We start from the raw sequence: 25,108 nt of genomic DNA on the forward strand, positions 1-25,108 counted from the left end.
GGTTAACCATAACCTTACAAAGCCTGTGGTTTTTCTTCCCAAGGACACCTTATGAAAACCTCACTCTTCAAAAGTCTTTATTTCCAGGTCCTGACAGCCATCGCCATCGGTATTCTGCTGGGTCACTATTACCCTGAGCTGGGCGCGCAAATGAAACCGCTTGGCGACGCGTTCGTTAAGCTCATCAAAATGGTCATCGCTCCGGTGATCTTCTGTACCGTCGTGACGGGCATCGCTGGCATGGAAAGCATGAAGGCGGTAGGTCGTACCGGTGCGGTGGCGCTTCTCTATTTTGAAGTGGTCAGTACCCTTGCACTGATTATCGGTCTGATCATCGTCAACGTGGTGCAGCCGGGCGCGGGGATGAACGTAGACCCGTCAACGCTGGATGCCAAAGCGGTTGCGGTGTATGCCGAGCAGGCGAAGGATCAGGGCGTGGTGGCCTTCCTGCTGGACGTGATACCGGGCAGCGTCATTGGCGCGTTCGCCAGCGGAAACATCCTGCAGGTTCTGCTGTTCGCCGTGATGTTTGGCTTTGCCCTGCACCGTCTGGGCAGTAAAGGCCAGCTTATCTTTAATGTGATCGAAAGCTTCTCGCAGGTGATCTTCGGCATCATCAATATGATCATGCGCCTGGCGCCGATCGGTGCTTTCGGTGCGATGGCCTTTACCATCGGTAAGTATGGCGTCGGTACGCTGGTGCAGCTGGGTCAGCTGATTATCTGCTTCTATATCACCTGTATCCTTTTCGTGGTCGTAGTGCTGGGCTCCATCGCCCGCGCGACGGGTTTCAACATCTTCAAATTTATCCGTTACATCCGCGAAGAGCTGCTGATTGTTCTGGGGACCTCCTCTTCAGAATCGGCGCTGCCGCGTATGCTCGACAAGATGGAAAAGCTGGGGTGCCGTAAATCGGTGGTCGGGCTGGTGATCCCGACGGGCTACTCCTTCAACCTGGACGGCACCTCGATATACCTGACGATGGCGGCCGTGTTTATCGCTCAGGCGACCAACAGCCATATGGATATTTTCCACCAGATTACCCTGCTGGTGGTGCTCCTGCTCTCCTCTAAAGGCGCGGCAGGCGTGACGGGCAGCGGATTTATCGTGCTGGCTGCCACCATTTCCGCTGTGGGTCACCTGCCGGTGGCGGGTCTGGCGTTGATTCTCGGTATCGACCGCTTCATGTCAGAGGCGCGCGCGTTAACCAACCTGGTGGGTAACGGCGTGGCAACGGTGGTAGTGGCGAAATGGGTAAAAGAGCTGGATCACAAAAAGCTCGACGATACTCTGAATAATCGTTCAACTGACAGCAAAAATCCTGGCTTATCCTCTTAATCTTGTCACAAATGCCCGTATTCCCTTGTCGGGATGCGGGCTCCTGCGCATAATAACTGTTCGTACCTGTCAAAATTCGACAAGATTTTTTTTGGGTATATTTCACTTCTGACCGTGACGTTTTGCCGAACGCGCGGTCTAATCGACGTGTTTTCATCGTCATCTTTAAGAGTGAAGAGCGTCGCGAAACACTCTTTTTTAACCAGGAATGTTGATCAGGGGTTCACATGCAGGGCACAAAAATTCGACTCTTAACCGGCGGTTTGCTGATGATGGCAGCAGCCAGTTATGTGCAGGCAGATGCGCTCCAGCCAGACCCGGCCTGGCAACAAGGGACATTAGCGAACGGTTTTCAGTGGCAGGTGTTAGCCACTCCGCAGCGTCCCAGTGACCGTATAGAAATCCGTCTGTCTATTAATACCGGTTCCCTCACGGAAAGCACTCAGCAAACCGGTTTTAGCCATTTTATTCCCCGGCTGGCGCTCACGCAGAGCGGCAGCCTGCAAGCGGTTCAGGTGCGTTCGCTTTGGCAGCAGGCCATCGATCCAAAACGCCCGCTCCCCCCGGCTGTGGTCTCGTATGACTACACTATGTTTAACCTGAGCCTGCCTAATAACCGTAACGACCTGCTTAAAGAAGCGCTTACGTATCTCTCCGATGCCTCTGGCAATCTGGCGATTACGCCGGACACCGTCAACTATGCGCTGAGCAACAGCGACATGGTGGCGACCTGGCCTGGTGATACCAAAGAAGGCTGGTGGCGTTACCGCCTGAAGGGCTCGACGCTGCTGGGACACGATCCGGCCGAACCGCTGAAACAGCCGGTGGATGCCGAACAGGTAAAATCGTTCTACCAGAAGTGGTACACCCCGGACGCGATGACGCTAATCGTGGTGGGTAACGTGGACAGCCGCGCGGTGGTGGAGCAGATCAACAAAGCGTTTGGTGATTTGAAAGGCAAGCGTGAAACGCCAGCCCCTGTTCCGACGCTCTCTCCGCTGCGTGCAGAGCCTGTCAGCATTATGACGGACGCCGTGCGTCAGGATCGCCTCTCCGTCATGTGGGATAACGCCTGGCAGCCAATCCGCGAGTCCGCGGCGATGCTGCGCTACTGGCGTGCCGATCTGGCGCGTGAAGCGCTGTTCTGGCACGTTCAGCAGACGCTGAGCAAGAACAACGTGAAGAATATCGGTCTTGGCTTTGACTGCCGCGTGCTGTTCCAGCGTGCGCAGTGCGCCATCAACGTTGAATCACCGGGCGATAAGCTGAATGCCAATCTGGGCGTGGTCGCGAAAGAGCTGGCAAAAGTGCGTAAAGAGGGTCTTTCCGAAGAGGAATTCAACGCTCTCGTGGCGCAGAAAAAACTCGAGCTGCAGAAGCTGTTTGCGACCTACGCTCGCGCCGATACCGACATTCTGATCAGCCAGCGTATTCGCTCTCTGCAGAATCAGGTGGTCGACATTGCGCCGGAACAGTACCAGAAGCTTCGTCAGGACTTCCTCAACGGTCTGACCGTCGAGATGCTCAATCAGGACCTCCGTCAGCAGCTGTCGCAGGAGATGGCGCTGATCCTCCTGCAGCCGAAGGGCGAGCCGGAATATGACATGAAGGAACTTCAGACGACCTGGGATTCCATTATGGCTACCGCGCCGCAGCCCGCGCAGGTCGCCACGGCCGATGATTTACATCCGGACGCGACGGATATTCCGCAGGGGCAGTAATGCTTAAACATTCCCTCTCCCTGTGGGAGAGGGTTAGGGTGAGGGCATCAGCCCGCACCTTACTTAAACAGGCATCGCCTCACGCGGAATAATCGCCCCGCGATACTGAATCACCGTGCTGGCCGTCAGGTGACCACGCTGTGCCGCCGCTTCCGGCGTTCCACCCGTCAGACGTACCGCCAGATATCCCGCGCTGAATGAATCGCCGGCCGCCGTGGTATCAATCACTTTCTCTTTGGCAAGCTTCACCGCCGGAACGTTAACCAGCGCTTCGCCCGCCACCGCGACCAGGCACGAATCCGCCCCGCGCTTAATCACCACTTCGCTCACGCCTGCCGCCTGCGTGCGTGCAATCACGTCCTCTACCGGTTTCTCACCCCACAGGGCGTCTTCATCGTCGAGCGTCAGGAAGGCGATATCGGTGCACTGCAGCATCTGCTGATAGACCTGCTGCGTCTCTTCGCGGCTGGCCCACAGGCGCGGGCGGTAGTTGTTATCGAAAATAACTTTGCCGCCGTTTGCACGGCATTCGCGCAGCAGCGAGAGCAGCTTTTCACGGCTGGCGGGGCTTAAAATCGCCAGGCTAATGCCGCTCAGATAGAGGTAGTCAAAGGTCGCCAGCTCTTCGCAGATGGCCGCGGCCGCGTCGCTCTCCAGCCAGAATTTGGCCGCGGCTTCGTTACGCCAGTAATAAAACGTGCGTTCGCCGGTGCTGTCGGTTTCGATGTAATAAAGCCCCGGGAGGCGGTTCTCCATACGCTGAATCAGCGACGTTTCAACATGTTCACTCTGCCAGGCCTCCAGCATTTGCTGGCTGAAGCTGTCCGTGCCCAGGGCGGTCACGTAGTTCACGGTAAGCGCGTCAGGCGCGACCTGACGGGCAATATAAACGGACGTGTTTAACGTATCGCCACCAAATCCGCGGCTGACTTCCGCGCCTTTTTGTGACAGCTCAATCATGCATTCGCCAATCACGGCAATTTTTTTGGACATAGTCGTGAACCTGAACAGAAGAATTATCAGCAGTGTGCGCTGAGTGAATTAACCGGTCAACTATATTAAAACAACGTTCCATTATTTTATTTGAGCCAGCGCGTGTTCCCGCGCATTTCTGTCATCTTAATTTCATTTTCCCGGTGAATTGAACATAAAGTTCTCAATTGTCGCGCCGATAATCCTGTGACGAGTCCAGAAAGGCTATCCCAACAACAGGACATCTGAAATGAAGTCAGAGCAGGTTATCCAGCGGCTGAGCACTACGCCTGAGGCAAGTATTGAGAACTTGCAGGAGCATCGCTACTGGCTGCAATGTGAGCGTGCGTATACCTATCAGCCGATCTACCGAACAGATGGTCGACTGATGGCAATTGAAATTTTGACCGTCGTTACGCATCCCTCAAACCCTACTCAGCGCATCGCGCCGGATCGCTATTTTGCCGAAGTTGCCGTTCGCCAGCGTCTGGACGTGCTGGAAGAGCAGCTTCGTATGCTGGCGACGAAGCAACCTTTTTTCGAACAGCACGATATCCTCGCCTCGGTGAACGTCGATGGCCCAACCCTGCTGGCGCTGCGTCAGAACGCGAAATTGCAGGAGCTGATCGCCACTCTGCCGTGGATGCGCTTTGAGCTGGTGGAGCATGTCCGCCTGCCGCAGGATTCCTCGTTTGCGTCGATATGCGAATACGGCCCGCTGTGGCTGGATGACTTTGGCACCGGCATGGCGAACTTCTCCGCCCTGAGTGAAGTACGCTACGACTACATTAAAGTGGCCCGCGACCTGTTCATTATGCTGCGTCAAACCCCGGAAGGGCGGAATCTGTTTACGCTGTTATTACAGCTGATGAACCGCTATTGCCAGGGCGTGATTGTTGAAGGTGTGGAAACACTGGAAGAGTGGCGTGATGTGCAAAACTCTCCCGCAGCGGCGGCGCAAGGCTATTATCTCTCCCGCCCGGTACCCATGGATCGCCTCGATAGCGTTATAACGACCCTCTGATAAGCCCGCTTCCCTTTGTCTGGACTATAGTTTTACAGGACAGGTCATCAGGAAAGGGGATAAAAATGACGAGAACAACCAGGGTAATCTCCTGGACAGCAGGGATTTTCTTGTTGTTGATCGTGGTCGTCGCCATCATTATTGCGACGTTTGACTGGAACCGTCTCAAGCCGACCATCAACCAGAAAGTCTCAACCGAACTGAACCGCCCCTTCGCCATACGCGGTGATTTAGGGGTGGTATGGGAGCGTCAGAAAGAGGAGCCCGGCTGGCGCAGCTGGATCCCCTGGCCTCACGTCCATGCCGACGACATCATTCTCGGCAACCCGCCGGATATCCCGGACGTCACAATGATCCACCTGCCGCGCGTTGAAGCCACGCTGGCTCCGCTGGCGCTCCTCACCAAAACGGTCTATCTGCCGTGGATCAAACTTCAGCAGCCCGATGCGCGCCTGATCCGACTTTCAGAAAAAAACAACAACTGGACGTTTAACCTTGCCAGCGACAGCGAAAAAGATCCGAATGCCCAGCCTTCCTCCTGGTCATTCCGTCTCGACAATATTCTTTTCGATCGAGGACGGATCGCCATCGACGATAAGGTCAGCAAGGCGGATGTGGAGATCCTCGTCGATCCGCTGGGCAAACCGCTGCCGTTTAGCGAGGTCACGGGCACGAAAGCAAAAGGCGACGCGGCAAGCGTAGGTGACTATGTCTTCGGCCTGACGGCAAAAGGGCGCTACAACGATCAGCCTCTCAGCGGTAAAGGGAAAATAGGCGGCATGCTGGCGCTGCGGAGCGAAGGCACGCCGTTCCCGGTGCAGGCGGACTTCCGTTCCGGTAACACCCGCGTGGCGTTCGTGGGCACGGTCAACGATCCGATGAATATGGGGGGCGTCGACCTTCAGCTTAAATTTGCCGGTGATTCGCTGGGCGAGCTGTATGAACTGACCGGCGTGCTGCTGCCGGATACCCCGCCGTTCGAAACGGACGGGCATCTGGTCGCCAAAATCGATACCGAAAAAGCGTCCGTTTTTGACTACCGGGATTTCAACGGCCGCATCGGTGACAGTGATATTCACGGCACGCTGACCTACACCACCGGAAAACCGCGCCCGAAACTGGAAGGGGATGTTGAGTCCCGGCAGCTGCGTCTGGCCGACCTGGGCCCGCTAATTGGCGTGGACTCGGGTAAGGGTACCAAGTCGAAAGAGGTCAAAAAGGACGTTCAGCCTGCCGGCAAAGTGCTGCCATACGATCGCTTCGAAACCGACAAATGGGACGTGATGGATGCGGATGTGCGCTTCAAAGGCGGAAAAATTGAACATGGCAGTACGCTGCCGATCAGCAATCTTTCGACCCATATCCTCCTCAAAAACGCCGACCTGCGCCTGCAGCCGCTGAAGTTCGGCATGGCGGGCGGGACGATTTCCTCGAATATTCACCTGGAAGGCGATAAGAAGCCGATGCAGGGACGGGCGGAAATCCAGGCGCGTCGATTGAAGCTGAAAGAGCTGATGCCGAACGTAGAACTGATGCAGAAAACTCTCGGTGAAATGAACGGTGATGCCGATATTCGCGGCGTGGGGAACTCGGTGGCGGCGCTGCTGGGCAGCGGCAATGGTAACCTGAAGCTGCTGATGAACGACGGGCTGGTGAGCCGAAACCTGATGGAGATCCTGGGGCTGAACGTCGGTAACTACGTCATCGGGCAAATCTTCGGTGATGACGAGGTGCGGGTAAACTGCGCGGCGGCCAATCTGGATCTGGTTAACGGCGTGGCGCGTCCGCAAATATTTGCCTTCGACACGGAAAACGCGGTGATTAACGTGACCGGGACAGCCAGCATGGCCTCGGAGCAGCTTGATTTGACGATTGACCCGGAAAGTAAGGGGATCCGCATCATCACCCTGCGCTCGCCGCTTTACGTGCGCGGAACCTTCAAAAACCCTCAGGCGGGCGTGAAGCCCGGACCGCTGATTGCGCGCGGTGCGGTAGCTGCGGCCCTGGCGACGCTGGTCACCCCGGCCGCAGCCCTGCTGGCGTTGATTTCGCCGTCTGAGGGCGAGGCTAATCAGTGCCGTACTATTTTGTCGCAGATGAAGAAGTAGCTCCCTTTCTCCCTCTCCCTGTGGGAGAGGGGCGGGGAGAGGGCATCGGGCCGCAGTGAATTACAGAGCCTGATGCTTCGTCTCGTGCGTCAGCAGTAGCGCAATCAGCGTCAGCGCTGCCATGGCCGCCAGATAGACGCCCACGTAGAACAGACCATAGTTCGCCTGCAGCCAGGTGGCGATATACGGCGCAACGGACGCGCCCAGAATAGAGGCAACGTTGTAGGAGAACGACGCACCGGTATAACGCACTTCCGTCGGGAACAGCTCAGGCAGCAGCGCGCCCATCGGGCCGAAGGTCAGCCCCATCAGGCTCAGGCCAATCAGCAGATAGGCCATCACCAGTGCCGGACTACCTGAACCCAGCAGCGGCGGGAAGACGAACAGGGCAAACAGAATGATCAGCGTGGTGATCACAATCATGCTTGAGCGACGACCAAACTTATCCGCCAGCAGACCCGCAATCGGTACCATGACCCCGAACCCGATCACCGCCATCATCAGCATCCACAGCACTTCGTTACGCGGCAGCCCCAGGCCAACCGGCGCGGCGGCGGTACTGAACGTCATAGAGTAGACGGTCATGATGTAGAACAGCGTATAGGTTGCCAGCATGATGAACGTGCCCAGTACGGTCACGCGGACGTGTTTGGTCAGCAGCGTACCCAGCGGCACTTTCACCTGCTTGTTCGCCGCGGCCACTTTCGCAAAAACTGGGGTTTCATGCAGCGAAACGCGCACATACAGGCCAATCAGCACCAGCACGGCTGAGAAGATAAACGGGAGACGCCAGCCCCAGCTCATGAACTGTTCATCCGTCAGCAGCCAGGAGAGCAGCAGGAACGTCCCGTTGGCAAAGAAGAAGCCAATCGGTGCGCCCAGCTGCGGGAATGAACCGTACAGCGCGCGCTTGCGCGCCGGAGCGTTCTCGGTGGCCAGCAGCGCCGCGCCGCCCCATTCACCGCCCAGCCCCAGACCCTGACCGAAACGCGCCAGCGCCAGCAGGACCGGCGCCAGAATGCCGATGGTTTCATAGGTCGGCAGCAGACCGATGGCCACGGTGGAGATGCCCATCGTCAGCAGCGAGGCCACCAGGGTGACTTTGCGGCCAATGCGATCGCCAAAGTGTCCAAACAGCGCAGAGCCAATCGGACGCGCAACAAACGCGATGGCAAAGGTCGCCAGAGACTGCAGCGTGGCCGCCGTCGGATCGCCCTGCGGGAAGAAAATATGCGGGAAGACGATGACCGCGGCGGTGGCATAAATATAAAAGTCGAAGAACTCAATGGCGGTGCCAATCAGCGAGGCGACGACAACTTTATTGCGCGAGTTTACCGGAACGTTTTCCGTTCCTGAGTCGAGTGTGGTGGCTGTTGCTTGCATAATATTTTCTTATTTTTGTCGAACGAAAGGCCATATTACGCACAGCAAAAGCGACATTTCAATCTGTAACAAAGCCGCGCGCTGGTGATAAAAGCAACAAAAAGCGGATAATTTTCAGGCCAGCGAAAACACGTCTATGAAATGCTTCACAGATTTTAAATATCAGTCAATTAAACTGGTTTTCGGTTAAATAAAAGTTACGGACTGGATTTATATGCTGAAATGATGAATCGGGCTGAAATTTCAGCCCGAGAGCGGGGCTAGCGGTGCGTTTTACCGGGCATTCGCGTGTCGCCTTTGTACTCGGCGGTGGCAATCCATGCCGCGCAGAACAGCGTCAGGCGGGCGAAGAAATAGAAGAAGGCCATCAGTCCCAGCACCGAGCCAAACGCCGCGCCGGAAGGCGATTTCACCAGCGACGGCAGCGTGTAGGTCATCACGATTTTGATCAGCTCAAAGCCGATCGCCGCAATCAACGTGCCGCGAATCAGCGCCTTCTTGCGCGGACGATGGCGGGGCAAGCGCCAGAAGATCCAGAAGAACAGCAGGTAGTTAGCGAAGATGGAAATGGCCAGCCCAATGCCGCGCCAGGCGGGCTTCAGCCATTCGATGTAATCAAGGTAAAGCGCGGAGATGATCATCTGCTGCGCCGAGCCCGCCACGGAGGTAATGGAAAGCGTCACGATGAGCGCGACCAGCAGGCCTATCAGCGAAACAAAATCGCGGAGATACTTAACCCAAATTTTCTCCTGGTCCTGCGGCTTACGCTCCCAGACGTCGCGTGACTGGGCGCGAATGGCCTCGCGCAGGTTGCCCATCCAGTTAACGCCGGAGTAAAGGGCAATCAGCAAACCGACGATACCGACGGTGGTACGCTGCTGAACGGCGGTATTGACGGTGCTCTTGAGCGTGCTGGCAAGAGTCGGGTCACTGACGTTATTCAGGATTTTACTGAAGATATCCTGCAGCAGCGTCGGGTGCGACGCGAGCACAAAACCTGCCGCTGCAAACGACACCATCAGGATCGGGATCATCGACAGGAAGGAAAAATAGGTGATGGCGGCACCAAACTGGTTCCCCATGCGGTCATTAAAGCGCTCGGTCGCGCGTATCAGATGCGCAACCATGGGAAACTGCTGAATTCTTGCGGCGATGCCGGTGACGGTCCCCAGCGCTTTGCTGGCGGCGCCCGGCGAGGTGGCCTCTTCAGGCCCGGTTTCCATCTTTTTGACGGGCTCATACTCTAAATGTTGGGTGGGTCGTTGCGGGTTGTTTTCCGGCGTCACGCGCATTTTCCTTTTCGTTGAGCTGGATGTGTTTTTGAATTATAGCTTGCGGCTAGTCCACGTAAGCTTTTGTGAGTGCAGTTAGCCACTCCATGAACAGATGGACCCGGCGGGAGAGGTTGCGGCGGTGAGGGTAAATCAGGGACACAGGCATCGATTCGGCCCGGTATTGCGGGAGGATCTCAATCAGTTTCTTTGCGCGCAGTAAATCGCGCACCCCAACCCGCGGAACCTGAATAATGCCCAGCCCGGCGAGGCAGGCAGCCTGGTAAGTTTCCGTGCTGTTGACGGTTAACACCCCGCCCGTTTTTATCCACTGCGTCGCACTGCCGTTATAAAACTCAAAGCCCTGCGGGCGGGTTCCCAGCATCGCGGCGTAGTGGATCACGGCGTGCGAGCCTAAATCGTCGAGCGTTTCCGGATAGCCAAATCGCGCCAGATAATCCGGGCTGGCGCAGTTAATCACCGACAGCTTGCCCAGCGGACGGGCAATCAGCCCTGAATCCTTCAGCGTGCCGACGCGGACGACGCAATCAAACCCTTCACGGATCACATCCACCAGGCGATCGCTGCTGCTGAGCTCCAGTTCAATGCCCGGATAGTGCTGCAGAAAAGCAGGTAGTTTGGGGATGACTAAATTTCGAGCAACGCCGACGGGCATATCCACGCGCAGCCGACCGCTGATGCTGGAGGGATCGTGCTGAAACATACCGTCGAGTTCATCAAGGTTTGCCAGCAGATCTTTTGCCCGTTCGTAATAGACCATGCCGTCCTGCGTCAGGCTGACGCGGCGCGTGGTGCGGTGCAATAGCTGGGTGCCAAGCCGGTTTTCCAGGGCCTGAATTTGCCGCGAGACGCTGCCTTTCGGCAGGGTTAATGTTTCGGCCGCGCGGGAAAAACTCTCCAGTTCCGCGACGCGGACGAACAACTGCATTGCGTGAATTTTATCCATAGAGGAAGCTCATTGTTGTTTCTGGTGAAACAGTGAAGCGTTTTAACCCATCTTTATTGATTTTCTATCACCTAATAAGCTCTTTCTCAATCTCCTTAACAGCCAAAACGAGGTTTATGATGAGTGAACGTATTGCATTAGTGACCGGTGGTAGCCGTGGTCTGGGTAAAAACGCTGCGTTAAAGCTGGCGGCAGACGGCACGGGAATTGTCCTGACATACAACCGTAGCCAGCAGGAAGCGCTGGACGTTGTGCATGAAATTCAGCAAAAAGGCGTCAACGCAGCGGCATTACAGCTCAACGTCGGAGATATCACGGGTTTTGATCATTTTGCCCGACAGCTTCAGGAAACCCTTAAGACCGTCTGGCAGCGCGAAACCTTTGACTATTTATTGAACAATGCCGGAACGGGTTTATATGCGCCCTATGCCGACACGACGGAAGCCCAGTTTGATGAAGCGTTGAACATTCATTTCAAAGGACCTTTCTTCCTGACCCAGCGCCTGCTGCCGCTGCTTAACGGCGGGGGACGTATCCTCAACGTCTCCAGCGGGCTGGCCCGTTTTACCCAGCCGGGCTCAGGGACCTATGCGGCCATGAAGGGGGCGATGGAAGTGTTGACGCGTTATCAGGCGAAAGAGCTGGGCGCGCGCGGGATTTCCGTCAATATCATTGCGCCGGGCGCGATAGAAACCGACTTTGGCGGCGGACGCGTGCGCGACAACGCGGAGCTGAATCAGATGCTGGCGTCGCAGACGGCGCTGGGACGGGTGGGGCTGCCGGACGATATTGGCGATGCCATTGCGGCACTGCTCAGCGATAAGCTGGGCTGGATGAATGCGCAACGTATTGAAGTGTCAGGCGGTATGTTCCTGTGATGCGCGGGCTTAAGGGGAAGGAACCTCTTAAGGAAACCCTTAATATGGATGTGTCTGCATACTGACAGTGATAAAGAGCGCAGGCAGCCATAGCCGATAACCCATTTTCATCACGATATTTCTCCAGAGAAAGACCCGGATGTTTTTTTATTAACGCAATGGCCGCTGAAAATATTTCCAGCGAATGATGTTTGATATTCGTTTCCTCTTAATAGCGACACTGAAGAGGAAACGACGTCCGGGAAATATCTGCTAAAAAGCGGTTGGTCAGGAATTATTATTCAGGTATTCCTGCTGTAATAAACCAAATAGCCAGTCATTTTGCCAGCGCCCCGCAAGGTAATAGCTCTCGCGTAATTCACCTTCCAGGCGAAAGCGGGCTTTTTCCAGCAGGCGTCTTGACGCGACATTTCCCGCGGTGACGGTGGCGGTGAGTCGCCGTATACCGCCCTGATGAAAAGCGTAATCGCAAAGTGCTTTCAGGGATTCAAAGCCGTAACCTTTCCCCTGCGCCTCGGGTGCGAAAAGGAAGCCCACTTCTGCGCAGTCCTCCTCCCGATGAATATACCCGGTAACGCCCAACGGGGCATGTGAGGCGGTGTCACGTACGACGAGACAAAGCCAGTGCGCGCTGCCCGGTGCCCATGGGGTCAGGCGCGAATCAAACGCCTCGCGGATCGCCGCGACGGGACGATCTTCCGCCACAAAGCGCATCACGTCCGGGTGCTGCTGTAGCGCCAGAAAAAAGGGCCAGTCTTGTTCCTGCAGGGGCGAACAGGTCAGGCGAGAGGTAATTAAAACCGGCATTCAGATTCTCCTGAAACATTTTAAATCATTTTAGGGTTGTCACTTTATTTCAACAGAAAGTCAGGTATGGTTAACCGCGTATAAATAAAAAGAAAAAAGGGCGTCTCGTGCCCATTCCGGATGTCTTCGTTGTCGCTTAAGGAAAACAATGACTCTCAGCACATCACACCATATTCGCGAACAGTTTGAACACTGTCTGGCGGTCATTCGCCATGCGTCGGTGGAAATTTTACTCCTTCTGAATGTACATGCTTCTGAGGGAAAAGATCCACGCTGGTTCCTGGAACAACTCGACAGCGCGCGATTAGCTCTGGGCGGCTGGGGAGCCGTTGCGAAAAAACTCAACCTCAATGATGCCGAGATGTCGGAATTTACGCTCCAGCTGCGCCTGCTGCAGCAGCGCGTTCCGCAGTATGAAAGCGGACAGGATGTGAGTGAAAACCAGCTTATTGCGGCGATGCGGTTTGTGACCGCGCTGGAACATCTTCGCCTGCAGCAGCCGCTGTTGACCTACAGCACTGACCTGGCACCGGGAAGCGAACTCCAGCAGCAGCAGGCGCACAAGCAGGTACGCGCGATTGAGCTGATGATTAAAGGGCTCATCCAGCAGGCCTGGCCCGATCAGGTGCGGCTGAACAACCATCTTAAGACCCTGTTTAACGCTGACCGCGTGCGGCGCTGGCTGAAGCTTGGCGAGATCAATGATGTCCTCAGCGGCATGATGTTCAGTGAACTGGCGCAGATGCTGGTGGATAAAAAAGAGTTCAGCCGCTATTACGCTTCGCTGTTCAGCGACCCGTCCATGCTGACGCTGCTGGTTGAACCGCGCAAAACGCTGCAAACCTTCCTCGATGATATTCGGCAAATCCGCAACAGCATCACCGTTCAGAAAACGCTAAGCTCGGCGCAAATCCAGCTGCTGGATAACTACTATGCGCAGATCGCGCGGCCCGTTCAGCGCGCGTTTGAAGAGGGGAGAACGCGCGTCAATCCGGCCGGATTCATGGCGGTAGATGCCAGCGAATTGCATACCTTCTGGGAAAAGGCGCAGAAAATGGATCGGGTCACCGGTGGGGATCTGTTTGAAGTCCGTGACACCATTGAAAAGCCGACCCAGCGCGCGCCGCGTACCCCTGAACAACGCGAGCAGCTCATTTCCGGTGCGCTATGGGGGGCGGTTGGCGTCATGGTGATTGCCATCGTGGCGGGGGGCTTCTGGCTGGTGACCAGCAGCAAACCGCAGCCTGCAACCGCCAGCGCGGCTGAAGCGGCTCCTCCGCAGGAAATGCGCGAGACGCCTTCCTCGCGCGAAACGCTCACGCGCATGGGGGTCACCTGGGACGAGAATAATTTCCGCTCGGCCATCAACCGCAACGATACCCGCGTGACCCTGCTATTTTTGCAGGGCGGTATGGACTGGAAGCTCTCCTGGACCGAAGAGGCGATGTCGGCAGGCTATGACGATGTGCTGGAGCTGATGTTACGCTACCGGCAGAACATGGTGGAAGAGAAGCCGTGTCGTCGCTTCATCAACACGCTCAGCCACGCCATGTCGAACGGCGAGTCTCTGACCTCGGTACGTAAAGAGTATCTCAAAGCGTTCTGCACCGTGCCTGCCGTGGTGAAACGCCAGCAGCACGATCTCGACATGGCCACACGCCGCGCGCAGTCGCAGCCGGATGCCACCACGAAAAAATGGCAGTCCATTCAGACTGCCATTTATGAGGTGATTCGCTGATCTCTTCTCCCTCTCCCTGTGGGAGAGGGCCGGGGTGAGGGCACCAGACCGCACCCCGCTTAAGGCTCCCCATACAGCCCGATCAGCCGCCGCACCACGCCGTTCGTCCAGCCAAAACCGTCCTGCAGCGGATACTCACCCCCGCCACCTTCGCGCGGCGTGCTGCTGGCGATGTGATACTTCTCAATTAGCTTGTGATGCGTCTTATAAAAATGGTTCACCGTATGCAGCCAGCTCCAGGCTATCTCATCGCCCAGCGAGTCGTTGCCGTACTGCTTGAACCCCTGAATCGCCATCCACTGCAGCGGCGCCCAGCCGTTGGGTTTATCCCACTGCTCGCTGGTTTCGTACTCGGTCGCCAGAATTCCGCCCGGGGTCAGCAGCCGCGATTTGACCGCATCAGACAAACGTTCTGCCTGCTCGTGCGTCGCCATTCCAACATATAACGGCACAATGCTGGCGGCAGAAAACAGCGCCAGCTCTTCGCGTCGCCAGTCGTAATCGCGGTAGCAGCCGCTCTCCTCATCCCACAGATAGCGGTTCACCGCCGCGCGGCGATCGTTGGCTTTCTGGCGGAACGCCTCTGCCGTCTCTTTATCCCCTTTCGACGCCGAGATGTTGGCGATAGCGCTTTCCAGCTTGAACAGGAAGGCGTTCAGATCGATGGGGATAAACTGCGTCGTGCGGATGCTGGCGAGCCGCGACGGATCGCGCAGCCAGCGGGACGAATAATCCCAGCCGGACGCCGCCCCCGCGCGCAGATCGCGGTAAACCTCATTGGGCGGACGACCCGAGTGGCGGGCAGTTTCCACGTCCTCAATCCACGATTCGTCGCGCGGGGTATCACGGTCGTCCCAGTAGCGGTTGAGCAGTGAACCGTCCGGCATGCGCACGGCGCTGCGGTAAGCCTGGTTAAGCAGCAGCGATTCCGCGCCGTCCATCCAGAAGGCGTACTCCATTTTGAGGTGATCCAGATAGCGTTTCGCACCGCGCACGCCGTCCTCCTCGAACAGCTCCACCATCAGGGCAAAGACCGGCGGCTGCGAGCGGCTGAGATAATAGGTGCGATTGCCGTTGGGGATATGCCCGTAGCGTTCAATCAGCCAGGCGAAGTTGTCCGCCATACACTTCAGCAGATCGTTACGGCCACTCTCCGCCAGCCCCAGCATGGAGAAATAGGAATCCCAGTAGTAGGTCTCGCTGAATCGCCCGCCGGGTACGATATAGGCCTGCGGCAGGGCCAGCAGGGAAGACCAGGGAATATGATCCTGCGGCTCGCGCGTCAGCACCGGCCACAGGTTATCAATGTGCTCTTTCAGGGAGAGTCCCGGGTCGGAGACATATTCTGTGCCGTACGTTTCCGGCATCCAGAAGTGGTTCTCCACAAACTGGCGCAGGTCGAAATCCCGATGGCGTCTGACCTTGCGGTAGCGGATCAGGATATCCAGCGGATCCATCTTCGGCGCGCAGTCGGGGAAGGTTTTACTGTCCGCAAACAGCCGCGTCGACTGCACATGCTCGAACAGTTCAAGATAGCGGTCTGCGGGCGTCAACGCATCGGAGGCGGGTAGCCCCTCGATCATTTCGGGTTCCGGCTCCGCCTCAATCATTTCATCCAGTTTCAACTCGCAGGGATCGGTCTCGTAGCGCAGCTCTTCTGCAATCTCGAACTCGATGTTCTCGGTAGCCTGTAGTTTCTGGTTGAACATGGTGATAGGGACCTCCGGTTGTGTGTTCAAAAGACAGGTTTATCCGGGCGTCCTATAAGCGTAGTCATTCGCTTCGGTAGATGGGGAGGGATATGTGCGGTAGATCACTATTTTCGGAGCATTCGTTTTGCAACGATTTATGAATGTTAAAAAAATGCCCCTCCGGAGAGGGGCATCAGGATTAACGCATGGTCACAAACTCTTCCGCGGCCGTAGGGTGGATGGCCACCGTGTTGTCGAAGTCTTTCTTCGTTGCGCCCATCTTCAGCGCCACCGCGAAGCCCTGCAGGATCTCGTCCATGCCGAAACCGATGCCGTGGATACCGACAATCTTCTCTTCCGGACCTACGCAGACCAGCTTCATGCGGCACGGCTGACGGTGTGAGGTGACGGCGGTGTACATCGCGGTAAATGCCGATTTATACACTTTCACCTGGTCGTCGCCGTACTGCTCGCGCGCCTGCGGCTCGGTTAAGCCGACGGTGCCGATTGGCGGGTGGCTGAAGACCACGGTTGGGATGTTGCTGTAGTCCAGATGCTCGTCCGGCTTGTTGTTGAACAGGCGCTCGGAGAGACGACGGCCCGCCGCAACGGCGACCGGCGTCAGCTCAACCGCGCCGGTGTTGTCGCCGACCGCATAAATGCCCGGAACGCTGGTGTTCTGGAATTTATCGACGACGATATAGCCTTTTTCATCGGTTTTCACGCCGGTCACGCCCAGGTTGAAGTTATCGTTCGCCGGCTCACGGCCAATCGCCCAGATCAGGCAATCGACGGTCTGGCTGCGGCCATCTTCCAGCTCAAGCGTCAGGCTGCCGTCCGCGTTTTTCACCACCGCTTTTGGCACGGCGTTGGTGTGCAGGGTCGGGCCTTCGGTGTTCATTACTTCAACCAGCGTATCGACAATCAGCGGGTCAAAGCTGCGCAGCGGCGCGTGTTTACGTACGAACAGGTGCGCTTCCGCGCCCAGGCCGTTAATCACGCCGGCCAGTTCCACCGCAATGTAACCCGCGCCAACAACGGCAACGCGCTTAGGCAGGGCAGGCAGCTCGAAGAAACCGTCGGAATCAATGCCGTATTCCACGCCCGGGATGTTCGGGTGGCTCGGACGGCCGCCGGTGGCGATCAGGATGTGATCGGCGGTGATCGTCTCGCCGTTCACTTCGATCGTTTTCGCGTCCACAAAGCGGGCGAAACCGTGGATGACGTCAACGTTATTTTTACCCAGCACGTTGTCGTACGAGGTGTGAATGCGGTCGATGTAGGCGGTACGGCTGGCGATCAGTTTGTCCCAGTCGAAGCGGTTGATGGTGGTGTCAAAGCCGTAGTCCGGGCCGTACATATGGATAGCTTCACGGATTTGCGCCGCATGCCACATCACTTTCTTCGGTACACAACCCACGTTCACGCAGGTGCCGCCCAGCGCTTTGGCTTCAATCAGCGCGCACTTCTGGCCGTACATGGCCGCACGGTTGATGGAGGCGATGCCGCCGCTGCCGCCGCCGATTGCGATGTAGTCATAATGCTTAGTCATTGCTTTTGTCCTTAATCGTGAATTGCCGCGATTGTATACCTGAAATCAATAGTTTCCACCGATGGCTGCGATTACTCCGGCACGATCCAACTGACGGTGGCGTGGCCCGTACCCGCTGGCACCAGCTTTTTATGCAGCCACGGCAGCACGTTGTTCATCTGCGCTTCGAGCTTCCACGGCGGGTTGATCACAATCATCCCGGAGGCGGTCATGCCGCGCTGATCGCTGTCAGGGCGTACTGCCAGCTCGATCTGCAGGATCTTGCGGATGCCGGTCGCTTCCAGGTCTTTGATCATGCGTTTGATTTGCGCGCGCAGGACCACCGGGTACCACAGGGCATAGGTGCCGGTAGCAAAGCGTTTGTAGCCTTCGTGGATACCGGTCACCACCGCCTGATAGTCGGTTTTGATTTCGTACGGCGGGTCGATCAGCACCAGGCCGCGACGGGAAACCGGCGGCAGTTTGGCCTTCAGCTGCTGGTAACCGTCGGATTTTTCCACGCGGGCGCGGCTGTCTTTCTGGAATTCAGAACGCAGCAGCGGGAAGTCGCTCGGATGCAGCTCGGTCAGCTGGAGGCTGTCCTGCTCGCGCAGCAGCTGACGTGCAATCAGCGGCGAGCCAGGGTAGTAGCGCAGCTGGCCGTTGCGGTTGAAGTGATTCACCACACCGATGTAAGGCTCCAGCTCAGCAGGCAGGTCGTCCTGCTGCCAGATGCGGGCAATCCCTTCCAGATATTCACCGGTACGCTCGGCATGCTCGCCGCTCAGCTGATAACGGCCCGCGCCCGCGTGCGTGTCCAGATAGAGAAACGGCTTCTCTTTCTCTTTGAGCGATTCGATGATCAGGCTCTGAACGGTGTGTTTAAGGACGTCGGCGTGGTTGCCTGCGTGGAAGCTGTGGCGATAACTGAGCATGGATGAATGTGTTCCAGGTAGTAAACGTAGGCCCGATTAGCGTAGTGCCATCGGGCAAAAATAGAGCGTATCGCCACAGTATACAGAAAAGTTTCCACCGCCGCGAAAGCGCAACGTCCGGCATTGAAATCCTCTACACTTAACCCCATTCTAGATCTCATATGCACAGCGCCGGATGCGCGCTTCATTCACCTATTTCAACAGGACAGCGTTTATGACCAATCCATTACTGACGCCTTTTTCGTTGCCGCCGTTTTCTAAAATCCTCCCTGAGCATGTGGTTCCAGCCGTTACGCAATCGCTGGGCAACTGCCGCGCGGCGGTAGAAAGCGTGGTAGCGCAGGGCGCGCCGTACACCTGGGAAAATCTGCGTCAGCCGCTGGCCGAAGTGGACGACGTGCTGGGGCGTATCTTCTCCCCGGTGAGCCACCTGAACTCGGTAAAAAACAGCCCGGAACTGCGCGAAGCCTACGAACAGACGCTGCCGCTGCTCTCTGAGTACAGCACCTGGGTTGGCCAGCACGAAGGGCTGTACAAAGCCTACCGCGACCTGCGCGACGGCGACCACTATGCCGAACTGAACACGGCGCAGAAAAAATCGGTCGATAACGCCCTGCGTGACTTTGAGCTGTCCGGGATTGGCCTGCCAAAAGAGAAGCAGACCCGCTACGGCGAAATAGCCGCGCGTCTGTCCGAGCTGGGCAACCAGTACAGCAACAACGTGCTCGACGCCACCATGGGCTGGACGAAGCTGATTACCGACGAAGCGGAACTGGCCGGTATGCCGGAAAGCGCGCTGGCGGCGGCAAAAGCCCAGGCCGAAGCGAAAGAGCAGGACGGTTTCCTGTTAACGCTGGATATCCCGAGCTATCTGCCGGTGATGACCTACTGCGACAACCAGGCCCTGCGCGAAGAGATGTACCGTGCGTACAGCACCCGCGCCTCCGATCAGGGGCCGAATGCCGGTAAGTGGGACAACAGCCCGGTAATGGCGGAGATCCTCGCCCTGCGTCACGAGCTGGCGCAGCTGCTGGGCTTCGAAAACTACGCCGATAAATCCCTCGCCACCAAAATGGCGGAGAACCCGCAGCAGGTGCTCGACTTCCTGACCGATCTGGCGAAACGCGCCCGTCCTCAGGGTGAGAAAGAGCTGGCCCAGCTGCGCGCCTTCGCGAAAGCGGAGTTCGGCGTGGACGAGCTGCAGCCGTGGGATATCGCGTACTACAGCGAAAAACAGAAGCAGCACCTCTACAGCATCAGCGACGAGCAGCTGCGCCCGTACTTCCCGGAAAACAAAGCCGTTAACGGCCTGTTCGAAGTGGTAAAACGCATCTATGGCATCACCGCCAAAGAGCGTACCGATATCGACGTCTGGCATCCGGACGTGCGCTTCTTCGAACTGTATGACGAGAAAAACGAGCTGCGCGGCAGCTTCTACCTCGATCTCTACGCGCGTGAGAACAAACGCGGCGGGGCGTGGATGGACGACTGCGTGGGCCAGATGCGTAAAGCCGACGGTTCTCTGCAAAAACCGGTCGCCTACCTGACCTGTAACTTTAACCGTCCGGTGAACGGCAAACCGGCGCTGTTCACCCATGACGAAGTGATTACCCTGTTCCACGAGTTTGGTCATGGTCTGCACCATATGCTGACCCGCATCGAAACCGCAGGCGTGGCCGGTATCAGCGGCGTGCCGTGGGATGCTGTCGAGCTGCCAAGCCAGTTTATGGAAAACTGGTGCTGGGAGCCGGACGCGCTGGCGTTTATTTCCGGTCACTATGAGACCGGCGAGCCGCTGCCGAAAGAGCTGCTGGATAAAATGCTGGCGGCGAAAAACTACCAGGCGGCGATGTTCATCCTGCGCCAGCTGGAGTTCGGCCTGTTCGATTTCCGCCTGCACGCCGAGTTTAGCCCGGAGCAGGGCGCGAAAATCCTTGAGACCCTGGCCGAGATTAAAAAGCAGGTTGCCGTTATTCCAGGGCCAACCTGGGGCCGCTTCCCGCATGCCTTCAGCCACATCTTCGCCGGCGGCTACGCGGCGGGCTACTACAGCTACCTGTGGGCCGACGTGCTGGCGGCAGATGCCTTCTCTCGCTTCGAAGAAGAGGGGATCTTCAACCGCGAAACCGGCCAGTCGTTCCTCGATAACATCCTGACCCGCGGCGGGTCTGAAGAGCCAATGGTGCTGTTCAAACGCTTCCGCGGACGCGAGCCGCAGCTGGATGCGATGCTTGAGCATTACGGGATCAAAGGCTGATTGTTACGTGAAAATCTGCTTAGTAGATGAAACAGGCGCCGGAGACGGCGCCTTATCTGTTCTGGCGGCCCGCTGGGGGCTGGAGCACGATGAAGAAAACCTGATGGCGCTGGTGATGACGCCGGAACATCTCGAATTACGCAAGCGCGACGAACCGAAGCTCGGCGGGATTTTCGTCGACTTTGTCGGCGGCGCGATGGCGCACCGGCGCAAGTTCGGCGGCGGTCGCGGCGAAGCGGTGGCCAAAGCGGTCGGCATCAAAGGGAGCTACCTCCCGGACGTGGTCGATGCCACGGCGGGACTGGGGCGCGATGCGTTTGTGCTGGCGTCTGTCGGCTGTCGCGTGCGGATGCTGGAGCGTAATCCGGTGGTCGCTGCGCTGCTCGACGACGGGCTGGCGCGAGGCTACGCGGACCCGGAAATCGGCACCTGGCTGCAGGAGCGTTTGCAGCTGATCCACGCCTCCAGCCTGACGGTATTGACGGATATCACCCCGCGCCCGCAGGTGGTCTATCTCGACCCTATGTTCCCGCATAAGCAGAAAAGCGCGCTGGTGAAGAAAGAGATGCGGGTGTTTCAGTCGCTGGTGGGGCCGGATTTGGATGCCGATGGCCTGCTGGAGCCGGCTCGTCAGCTTGCCACGAAGCGGGTGGTGGTAAAGCGCCCGGACTATGCACCGCCGCTGGCGGACGTTGCGACGACCAATGCGGTGACCACTAAAGGGCACCGGTTTGATATTTATCCGGGTACGCCGGAATAGTGCGGGCTGATGCCCTCACCCTAACCCTCTCCCACAGGGAGAGGGAAAAAACATTAAAAACGGCAACCATGTTGCCGTTTTGCTTTTACCTTGTAGGTCCGGTAAGCGTTAGCGCCACCGGGCTTTTTTGCACTTACTCGTCTTCTTCGTCACGCAGTGGAACAATCAGCATATCCACGTGAACGGTGTTAATCAGCTGGCGCGCTGAAGACATCAGCTTGCTCCAGAAGTCCTGATGGTGACCGCAAACCACCAGGTCCATATCGTATTTCTTGATCGCATCAACCAGCACCTGGCCCAGGTCGCCGCTGCCGCTCAGGGTTTCGGTAATTGGATAGCCCGCGTTGGTGGAGAGTTCGCTCAGGGCATGGTGAGTCTCTTCGGAAATGCGTTTCTGCATATCGCCAAGATTCACGTCGATCAGACCGGTGTAGAGGTCGGAGTAATTCACGTCAACGTGAATCAGCGAAACTTTCGCGTTGTAGGGACGTGCCATGGATACCGCTTTATCAACCAGCACTTTGCTCTCAGGGGAGAGGTCAACCGCGATGAGAATGTGTTTGTAAGCCATAGTGTTACTCCTTCCTTAAGTTATCGATGACTAAGTGAGAATGCCGTCGTCTGATACTTTCATTACGGCCCAGTTAAACATATTTTTCAAGCTTTGGTGTTGATAACGATTAACCTTGTGGCAAAAAAATTAACGGATCTCCTACACTATTAAATGAGCCGTTCGGATATTAAAACGCGAACCGGATCGACTTCTGGTCATTCTTTCACTGAACTGTCTGTCAGGGCATTGGGGTGCGGTAGCTCAGGAGCCTTGCTTCGTGGGCGGACGCCGGGGAGGATGTATGATTAGCACCGTCGCATTGTTTTGGGCGTTATGCGTGGTTTGCATAGTGAATATGGCGCGCTACTTCTCATCGTTACGTGCGCTGTTAGTGGTACTTCGTGGTTGCGATCCGTTGCTTTATCAGTATGTGGACGGTGGAGGGTTCTTCACCTCGCATGGACAGCCCAGCAAGCAGATGCGTCTGGTGGGATACATCTACTACCAGCGCTACCGCGATCATCACGATGAAGAGTTTATTCGTCGCTGCGAGCGCCTGCGTCGTCAGTTCATTTTGACCAGCGCCCTGTGCGGGCTGGTCGTGGTCAGTATGATTGCATTGATGATTTGGCACTGAGCATCACAGCAGGCGGGGAAAGCCCCGCCTTCTTTCATCTGGCTCAGGGCTTAACTGAGAACCGGAGACTGGAGATATTGTTCTCAATCGAAATAACCTTTCCGCTATAGGCAATGTTCACTTCCCCGCTTGTATCAATACTGGCCGAGGTTATCGTGCCTGTACCTTCGATTACCGGATACTTCATCGCAAGCTGATGGATAATATCAGTGTCTTTCCCTGCAAGCGCCCCCGAGAGATAGTAACGGTAGATTGGTGGTACGGTTGTGCCACCCTGATTGTTCACGGTCATATAGAGCCAGACGCTATCGGATAATTTATAAACGCGCTGTAGCTCATCGCTATTTCGCTGATTGGGCTGATGGTTTAACCAGAGAAATCCAATGACAAGAGTCAGAAGCGAAACGGTAACAAGGCGATGAGTCCATCTAATAGCCGTTTTGAATGGCATACTCTATTCCTTCTCTGATGTTGCGTTGGTCCGTTGGGTCGTCTCCGTAAGGCGGCTTTTCGTACCATTTTCCCCATTCCGGTTTTGAGGTACCTGCCCGGCCTTGAGCCCAGCCTGCCCCCATAAGGAGGATGTTTGCAGGGATACCTGCCGCAGTACCGGCGGCTCCGAAGTTGAAGTTACCAAATGCAGCAAAATAAGGGTCGAATTTTTTATAATCCCAGGGACCGCCATTTCGGACTTTTTGGTAGAACCAATAATACGTTGAGGGCGTAGCCATATTGCGTGACATTCCGTTAAGGCGTGCCTCACGCATATTGTTCGCTATAACGATTGAACCCGGTCCTGAGATAGGGACAGAAGCCATACATTCTCCTTTGTCTGGATTTTTCTTCTGGCCGCCATGATAGTTTTTTCTGTGTTTTAAAATTGAACAAAAAATGTTCAGGAAATCCTCATGTTATCAAACACTTCATGAAAAAAAAGCTGCCATAAAAAAAGCGGGTCAGTTTCCTGACCCGCTTTTTTGTCGCACTAAACCGATTAGATCAGCTTCAGCGAAATCCAGTACAAACCGCCAGACAGCAGGATGGATGCCGGAAGGGTGAACACCCAGGCCATCAGAATGTTGGTCACGGTTTTGCGCTGCAGACCGCCACCGTCAACAATCATGGTACCTGCCACGGACGAAGAGAGTACGTGGGTGGTGGATACCGGCATACCGGTGTAGCTCGCCAGACCGATAGACACTGCCGCAGTCATCTGCGCGGACATACCCTGCGCATAGGTCATGCCTTTCTTACCGATCTTCTCGCCGATGGTGGTCGCCACACGACGCCAGCCAATCATCGTACCGATACCGAGCGCCAGCGCGACGGCCATGATGATCCAGATTGGCGCGTACTCGATGGTGTTGAGCATATCGCCTTTCAGTTTCTTCAGGAGACGCTGGTCGTCAGCATTCACGTCAGGCAGCTTCGCCACTTTATCCGTCACATCAGAGATGCACAGCATAATGCGACGCAGCTGACCACGCTGCTCGACGGTCAGTTTGTCATAGCTTTCGATATTGCCCAGCATGCCTTTCGCACGTTCCAGCGCGTTAATCGCGTTTGCCGGATGGCAGTGGAACTCGCCTGGTGCAGTCGTGGCACCGGCTTCCGGAGAAGGGATTAACTGGTCAACGCCGGTCGCCTTCTTCAGCAGTTCAGGATGCTGCTGGAAGTAGGTTTCGACGTTGTTGACCGCATCGCGGGTACGGGTGATTTCGTAGCCGGAGGCATTCATGTTGACCACGAATCCTGCCGGTGCAACGCCAATCAGTACCAGCATCACCAGACCAATTCCTTTCTGACCATCGTTCGCGCCGTGTGAGAAAGCCACGCCGATAGCGGAAATGATCAGGGCAATACGCGTCCAGAATGGCGGCTTTTTCTTGCCGTCTTTCTTTTCACGCTCTGCCGGCGTCAGGTGAATACGGGAGCGTTTTTTGGTATTGCTCCAGTAACGACGCAGGATGAAGATCAGCCCGCCAGCCACCACCAGACCCACGATAGGGGAGACGATGAGTGAGGCAAAGATCCCCAGTACTTTCGGGATATTTAATGCATCAACAACCGAGGTACCGGTCATGAGGGCATTCGTTAACCCGATACCGATAATCGCGCCGATGAGGGTGTGAGAACTGGATGCAGGCAGGCCAAAATACCAGGTACCGAGGTTCCAGATAATTGCAGCAAGCAGCATTGAGAACACCATAGCGAGGCCATGGCCAGAACTAACGTTAAGCAGCAGATCCGTTGGCAGCATATGCACGATGGCATACGCAACGCTCAGCCCGCCCAGGAGAACACCAAAAAAGTTAAATACCGCCGCCATAACAACCGCAAGCTGCGATCGCATTGCGCGAGTGTAGATAACCGTCGCTACTGCGTTTGCAGTGTCGTGGAAGCCGTTGATCGCTTCGTAAAACAGTACAAAAACCAGAGCAAGCAATAATAAAAGCCCGGTATGTAAATCCAGGCCGGCAAACAAATGTAGCATAGGACGTTACGCCATTTTGAGGACATGAACGCGGCGCATTATC

The 25,108-nt window shown here is 56.4% G+C and carries 21 protein-coding genes and 1 pseudogene; 9 read left to right on the top strand and 13 right to left on the bottom strand.

Annotated features, from left to right (window positions below; all coding sequences use genetic code 11):
- Positions 1 to 51: 51 nt before the first annotated feature.
- Positions 52 to 1,338 carry a dicarboxylate/amino acid:cation symporter gene (locus tag BJ885_RS20050; RefSeq protein WP_032662127.1) on the top strand — a complete coding sequence of 429 codons (1,287 nt, stop codon included), beginning with the start codon at positions 52 to 54 and terminating at the stop codon, positions 1,336 to 1,338.
- A gap of 227 nt (positions 1,339 to 1,565) precedes the next feature.
- Positions 1,566 to 3,059, top strand: a complete 1,494-nt coding sequence (locus tag BJ885_RS20055; RefSeq protein WP_121932644.1) for a pitrilysin family protein — start codon at positions 1,566 to 1,568, stop codon at positions 3,057 to 3,059.
- Between the two features lie 63 nt (positions 3,060 to 3,122).
- Here BJ885_RS20055 and BJ885_RS20060 read toward each other — a convergent pair whose 3' ends face one another.
- Complete coding sequence (locus BJ885_RS20060) at positions 3,123 to 4,052, bottom strand: sugar kinase (RefSeq protein WP_059347469.1); 930 nt, start codon at positions 4,050 to 4,052, stop codon at positions 3,123 to 3,125.
- 229 nt (positions 4,053 to 4,281) lie between these two features.
- Here BJ885_RS20060 and pdeH point away from each other — a divergent pair, with 229 nt between their 5' ends.
- Together pdeH and BJ885_RS20070 are read left to right on the top strand one after the other, a co-directional pair.
- On the top strand, positions 4,282 to 5,055 hold the full coding sequence (gene pdeH / locus BJ885_RS20065) for a cyclic-guanylate-specific phosphodiesterase (protein WP_023309584.1): 774 nt from the start codon (positions 4,282 to 4,284) through the stop codon (positions 5,053 to 5,055).
- Positions 5,056 to 5,120: 65 nt separating this feature from the next.
- Positions 5,121 to 7,163 (top strand): AsmA family protein, encoded by a 2,043-nt coding sequence (locus tag BJ885_RS20070; RefSeq protein WP_121932645.1) that lies wholly within the window; start codon positions 5,121 to 5,123, stop codon positions 7,161 to 7,163.
- Positions 7,164 to 7,223: 60 nt separating this feature from the next.
- Here the strand turns inward: BJ885_RS20070 and BJ885_RS20075 are convergent, their stop codons facing one another.
- The 3 genes from BJ885_RS20075 to BJ885_RS20085 all read right to left on the bottom strand — a co-directional run bounded on the left by BJ885_RS20075 (position 7,224) and on the right by BJ885_RS20085 (position 10,784).
- Positions 7,224 to 8,546 (bottom strand): MFS transporter, encoded by a 1,323-nt coding sequence (locus BJ885_RS20075; protein WP_047646786.1) that lies wholly within the window; start codon positions 8,544 to 8,546, stop codon positions 7,224 to 7,226.
- A gap of 260 nt (positions 8,547 to 8,806) precedes the next feature.
- Entirely contained in the window at positions 8,807 to 9,832 is a 1,026-nt protein-coding gene (gene yhjD / locus BJ885_RS20080) for an inner membrane protein YhjD (protein ID WP_121932701.1), read from the bottom strand.
- A 52-nt stretch (positions 9,833 to 9,884) separates the two neighbouring features.
- Positions 9,885 to 10,784, bottom strand: coding sequence for a LysR family transcriptional regulator (locus BJ885_RS20085; RefSeq protein WP_121932646.1), 900 nt, complete (start codon positions 10,782 to 10,784; stop codon positions 9,885 to 9,887).
- A 119-nt stretch (positions 10,785 to 10,903) separates the two neighbouring features.
- On the opposite strand from BJ885_RS20085, the gene BJ885_RS20090 reads away from it, so the two are divergent.
- Positions 10,904 to 11,662: an SDR family NAD(P)-dependent oxidoreductase gene (locus BJ885_RS20090; RefSeq protein ID WP_121932647.1), complete on the top strand. Its 759-nt coding sequence runs from the start codon at positions 10,904 to 10,906 to the stop codon at positions 11,660 to 11,662.
- Positions 11,663 to 11,759: 97 nt separating this feature from the next.
- Here the strand turns inward: BJ885_RS20090 and BJ885_RS23600 are convergent.
- Both BJ885_RS23600 and BJ885_RS20100 read right to left on the bottom strand, forming a co-directional pair.
- Positions 11,760 to 11,858, bottom strand: a pseudogene (locus tag BJ885_RS23600) (lysozyme); the annotation flags it as partial.
- Between the two features lie 71 nt (positions 11,859 to 11,929).
- Positions 11,930 to 12,469, bottom strand: a complete 540-nt coding sequence (locus BJ885_RS20100) for a GNAT family N-acetyltransferase (RefSeq protein WP_029742154.1) — start codon at positions 12,467 to 12,469, stop codon at positions 11,930 to 11,932.
- 148 nt (positions 12,470 to 12,617) lie between these two features.
- On the opposite strand from BJ885_RS20100, the gene BJ885_RS20105 reads away from it, so the two are divergent.
- The gene (locus tag BJ885_RS20105; protein WP_032662140.1) at positions 12,618 to 14,207 is read left to right on the top strand and encodes an STY4199 family HEPN domain-containing protein; all 1,590 of its coding nucleotides are present in this window, start codon (positions 12,618 to 12,620) and stop codon (positions 14,205 to 14,207) included.
- Between the two features lie 59 nt (positions 14,208 to 14,266).
- Here the strand turns inward: BJ885_RS20105 and BJ885_RS20110 are convergent, their stop codons facing one another.
- The 3 genes from BJ885_RS20110 to BJ885_RS20120 all read right to left on the bottom strand — a co-directional run bounded on the left by BJ885_RS20110 (position 14,267) and on the right by BJ885_RS20120 (position 18,364).
- Complete coding sequence (locus BJ885_RS20110; protein ID WP_029740255.1) at positions 14,267 to 15,916, bottom strand: alpha,alpha-trehalase; 1,650 nt, start codon at positions 15,914 to 15,916, stop codon at positions 14,267 to 14,269.
- 181 nt (positions 15,917 to 16,097) lie between these two features.
- Positions 16,098 to 17,450, bottom strand: coding sequence for a glutathione-disulfide reductase (gene gorA, locus BJ885_RS20115; RefSeq protein ID WP_033146863.1), 1,353 nt, complete (start codon positions 17,448 to 17,450; stop codon positions 16,098 to 16,100).
- 71 nt (positions 17,451 to 17,521) lie between these two features.
- The gene (locus BJ885_RS20120; protein ID WP_047646791.1) at positions 17,522 to 18,364 is read right to left on the bottom strand and encodes a 23S rRNA (adenine(2030)-N(6))-methyltransferase RlmJ; all 843 of its coding nucleotides are present in this window, start codon (positions 18,362 to 18,364) and stop codon (positions 17,522 to 17,524) included.
- A gap of 214 nt (positions 18,365 to 18,578) precedes the next feature.
- Here BJ885_RS20120 and prlC point away from each other — a divergent pair, with 214 nt between their 5' ends.
- Entirely contained in the window at positions 18,579 to 20,621 is a 2,043-nt protein-coding gene (gene prlC / locus BJ885_RS20125; RefSeq protein ID WP_121932648.1) for an oligopeptidase A, read from the top strand.
- 7 nt (positions 20,622 to 20,628) lie between these two features.
- Complete coding sequence (gene rsmJ, locus BJ885_RS20130) at positions 20,629 to 21,381, top strand: 16S rRNA (guanine(1516)-N(2))-methyltransferase RsmJ (RefSeq protein WP_183128641.1); 753 nt, start codon at positions 20,629 to 20,631, stop codon at positions 21,379 to 21,381.
- A 133-nt stretch (positions 21,382 to 21,514) separates the two neighbouring features.
- Here the strand turns inward: rsmJ and uspA are convergent, their stop codons facing one another.
- Positions 21,515 to 21,952 (bottom strand): universal stress protein UspA, encoded by a 438-nt coding sequence (uspA, locus tag BJ885_RS20135; protein WP_003861223.1) that lies wholly within the window; start codon positions 21,950 to 21,952, stop codon positions 21,515 to 21,517.
- Positions 21,953 to 22,235: 283 nt separating this feature from the next.
- Between uspA and uspB the strand changes: the two genes are divergently transcribed.
- Positions 22,236 to 22,571 carry a universal stress protein UspB gene (uspB, locus tag BJ885_RS20140; RefSeq protein ID WP_003861224.1) on the top strand — a complete coding sequence of 112 codons (336 nt, stop codon included), beginning with the start codon at positions 22,236 to 22,238 and terminating at the stop codon, positions 22,569 to 22,571.
- Between the two features lie 43 nt (positions 22,572 to 22,614).
- Here uspB and BJ885_RS20145 read toward each other — a convergent pair whose 3' ends face one another.
- From BJ885_RS20145 to pitA, 3 genes are all read right to left on the bottom strand, one after another.
- Positions 22,615 to 23,022 (bottom strand): hypothetical protein, encoded by a 408-nt coding sequence (locus BJ885_RS20145; protein WP_121932650.1) that lies wholly within the window; start codon positions 23,020 to 23,022, stop codon positions 22,615 to 22,617.
- Positions 23,000 to 23,389 carry a polymorphic toxin type 44 domain-containing protein gene (locus tag BJ885_RS20150; protein ID WP_029740249.1) on the bottom strand — a complete coding sequence of 130 codons (390 nt, stop codon included), beginning with the start codon at positions 23,387 to 23,389 and terminating at the stop codon, positions 23,000 to 23,002. Before BJ885_RS20150 ends, BJ885_RS20145 begins: the two co-directional genes overlap by 23 nt.
- A 176-nt stretch (positions 23,390 to 23,565) precedes the next feature.
- Positions 23,566 to 25,065 (bottom strand): inorganic phosphate transporter PitA, encoded by a 1,500-nt coding sequence (gene pitA / locus BJ885_RS20155; protein WP_008503116.1) that lies wholly within the window; start codon positions 25,063 to 25,065, stop codon positions 23,566 to 23,568.
- Between the last annotated feature and the right edge of the window lie 43 nt (positions 25,066 to 25,108).

The organism is Enterobacter sp. WP_7_1 (assembly GCF_003688535.1).
Lineage (GTDB): Bacteria > Pseudomonadota > Gammaproteobacteria > Enterobacterales > Enterobacteriaceae > Enterobacter > Enterobacter asburiae.

What these genes read in the sequence shown, in the direction of transcription:
- BJ885_RS20150 (WP_029740249.1), bottom strand. Translation starts at nt 23,389, where the DNA reads ATGGCTTCTGTCCCTATCTCAGGACCGGGTTCAATCGTTATAGCGAAC.
- BJ885_RS20070 (WP_121932645.1), top strand. Translation starts at nt 5,121, where the DNA reads ATGACGAGAACAACCAGGGTAATCTCCTGGACAGCAGGGATTTTCTTG.
- BJ885_RS20105 (WP_032662140.1), top strand. Translation starts at nt 12,618, where the DNA reads ATGACTCTCAGCACATCACACCATATTCGCGAACAGTTTGAACACTGT.
- uspA (WP_003861223.1), bottom strand. Translation starts at nt 21,952, where the DNA reads ATGGCTTACAAACACATTCTCATCGCGGTTGACCTCTCCCCTGAGAGC.
- BJ885_RS20110 (WP_029740255.1), bottom strand. Translation starts at nt 15,916, where the DNA reads ATGTTCAACCAGAAACTACAGGCTACCGAGAACATCGAGTTCGAGATT.
- gorA (WP_033146863.1), bottom strand. Translation starts at nt 17,450, where the DNA reads ATGACTAAGCATTATGACTACATCGCAATCGGCGGCGGCAGCGGCGGC.
- uspB (WP_003861224.1), top strand. Translation starts at nt 22,236, where the DNA reads ATGATTAGCACCGTCGCATTGTTTTGGGCGTTATGCGTGGTTTGCATA.
- BJ885_RS20145 (WP_121932650.1), bottom strand. Translation starts at nt 23,022, where the DNA reads ATGCCATTCAAAACGGCTATTAGATGGACTCATCGCCTTGTTACCGTT.
- BJ885_RS20120 (WP_047646791.1), bottom strand. Translation starts at nt 18,364, where the DNA reads ATGCTCAGTTATCGCCACAGCTTCCACGCAGGCAACCACGCCGACGTC.
- pitA (WP_008503116.1), bottom strand. Translation starts at nt 25,065, where the DNA reads ATGCTACATTTGTTTGCCGGCCTGGATTTACATACCGGGCTTTTATTA.
- BJ885_RS20100 (WP_029742154.1), bottom strand. Translation starts at nt 12,469, where the DNA reads ATGCCGGTTTTAATTACCTCTCGCCTGACCTGTTCGCCCCTGCAGGAA.
- BJ885_RS20055 (WP_121932644.1), top strand. Translation starts at nt 1,566, where the DNA reads ATGCAGGGCACAAAAATTCGACTCTTAACCGGCGGTTTGCTGATGATG.
- BJ885_RS20060 (WP_059347469.1), bottom strand. Translation starts at nt 4,052, where the DNA reads ATGTCCAAAAAAATTGCCGTGATTGGCGAATGCATGATTGAGCTGTCA.
- BJ885_RS20075 (WP_047646786.1), bottom strand. Translation starts at nt 8,546, where the DNA reads ATGCAAGCAACAGCCACCACACTCGACTCAGGAACGGAAAACGTTCCG.
- prlC (WP_121932648.1), top strand. Translation starts at nt 18,579, where the DNA reads ATGACCAATCCATTACTGACGCCTTTTTCGTTGCCGCCGTTTTCTAAA.
- BJ885_RS20050 (WP_032662127.1), top strand. Translation starts at nt 52, where the DNA reads ATGAAAACCTCACTCTTCAAAAGTCTTTATTTCCAGGTCCTGACAGCC.
- BJ885_RS20085 (WP_121932646.1), bottom strand. Translation starts at nt 10,784, where the DNA reads ATGGATAAAATTCACGCAATGCAGTTGTTCGTCCGCGTCGCGGAACTG.
- pdeH (WP_023309584.1), top strand. Translation starts at nt 4,282, where the DNA reads ATGAAGTCAGAGCAGGTTATCCAGCGGCTGAGCACTACGCCTGAGGCA.
- BJ885_RS20090 (WP_121932647.1), top strand. Translation starts at nt 10,904, where the DNA reads ATGAGTGAACGTATTGCATTAGTGACCGGTGGTAGCCGTGGTCTGGGT.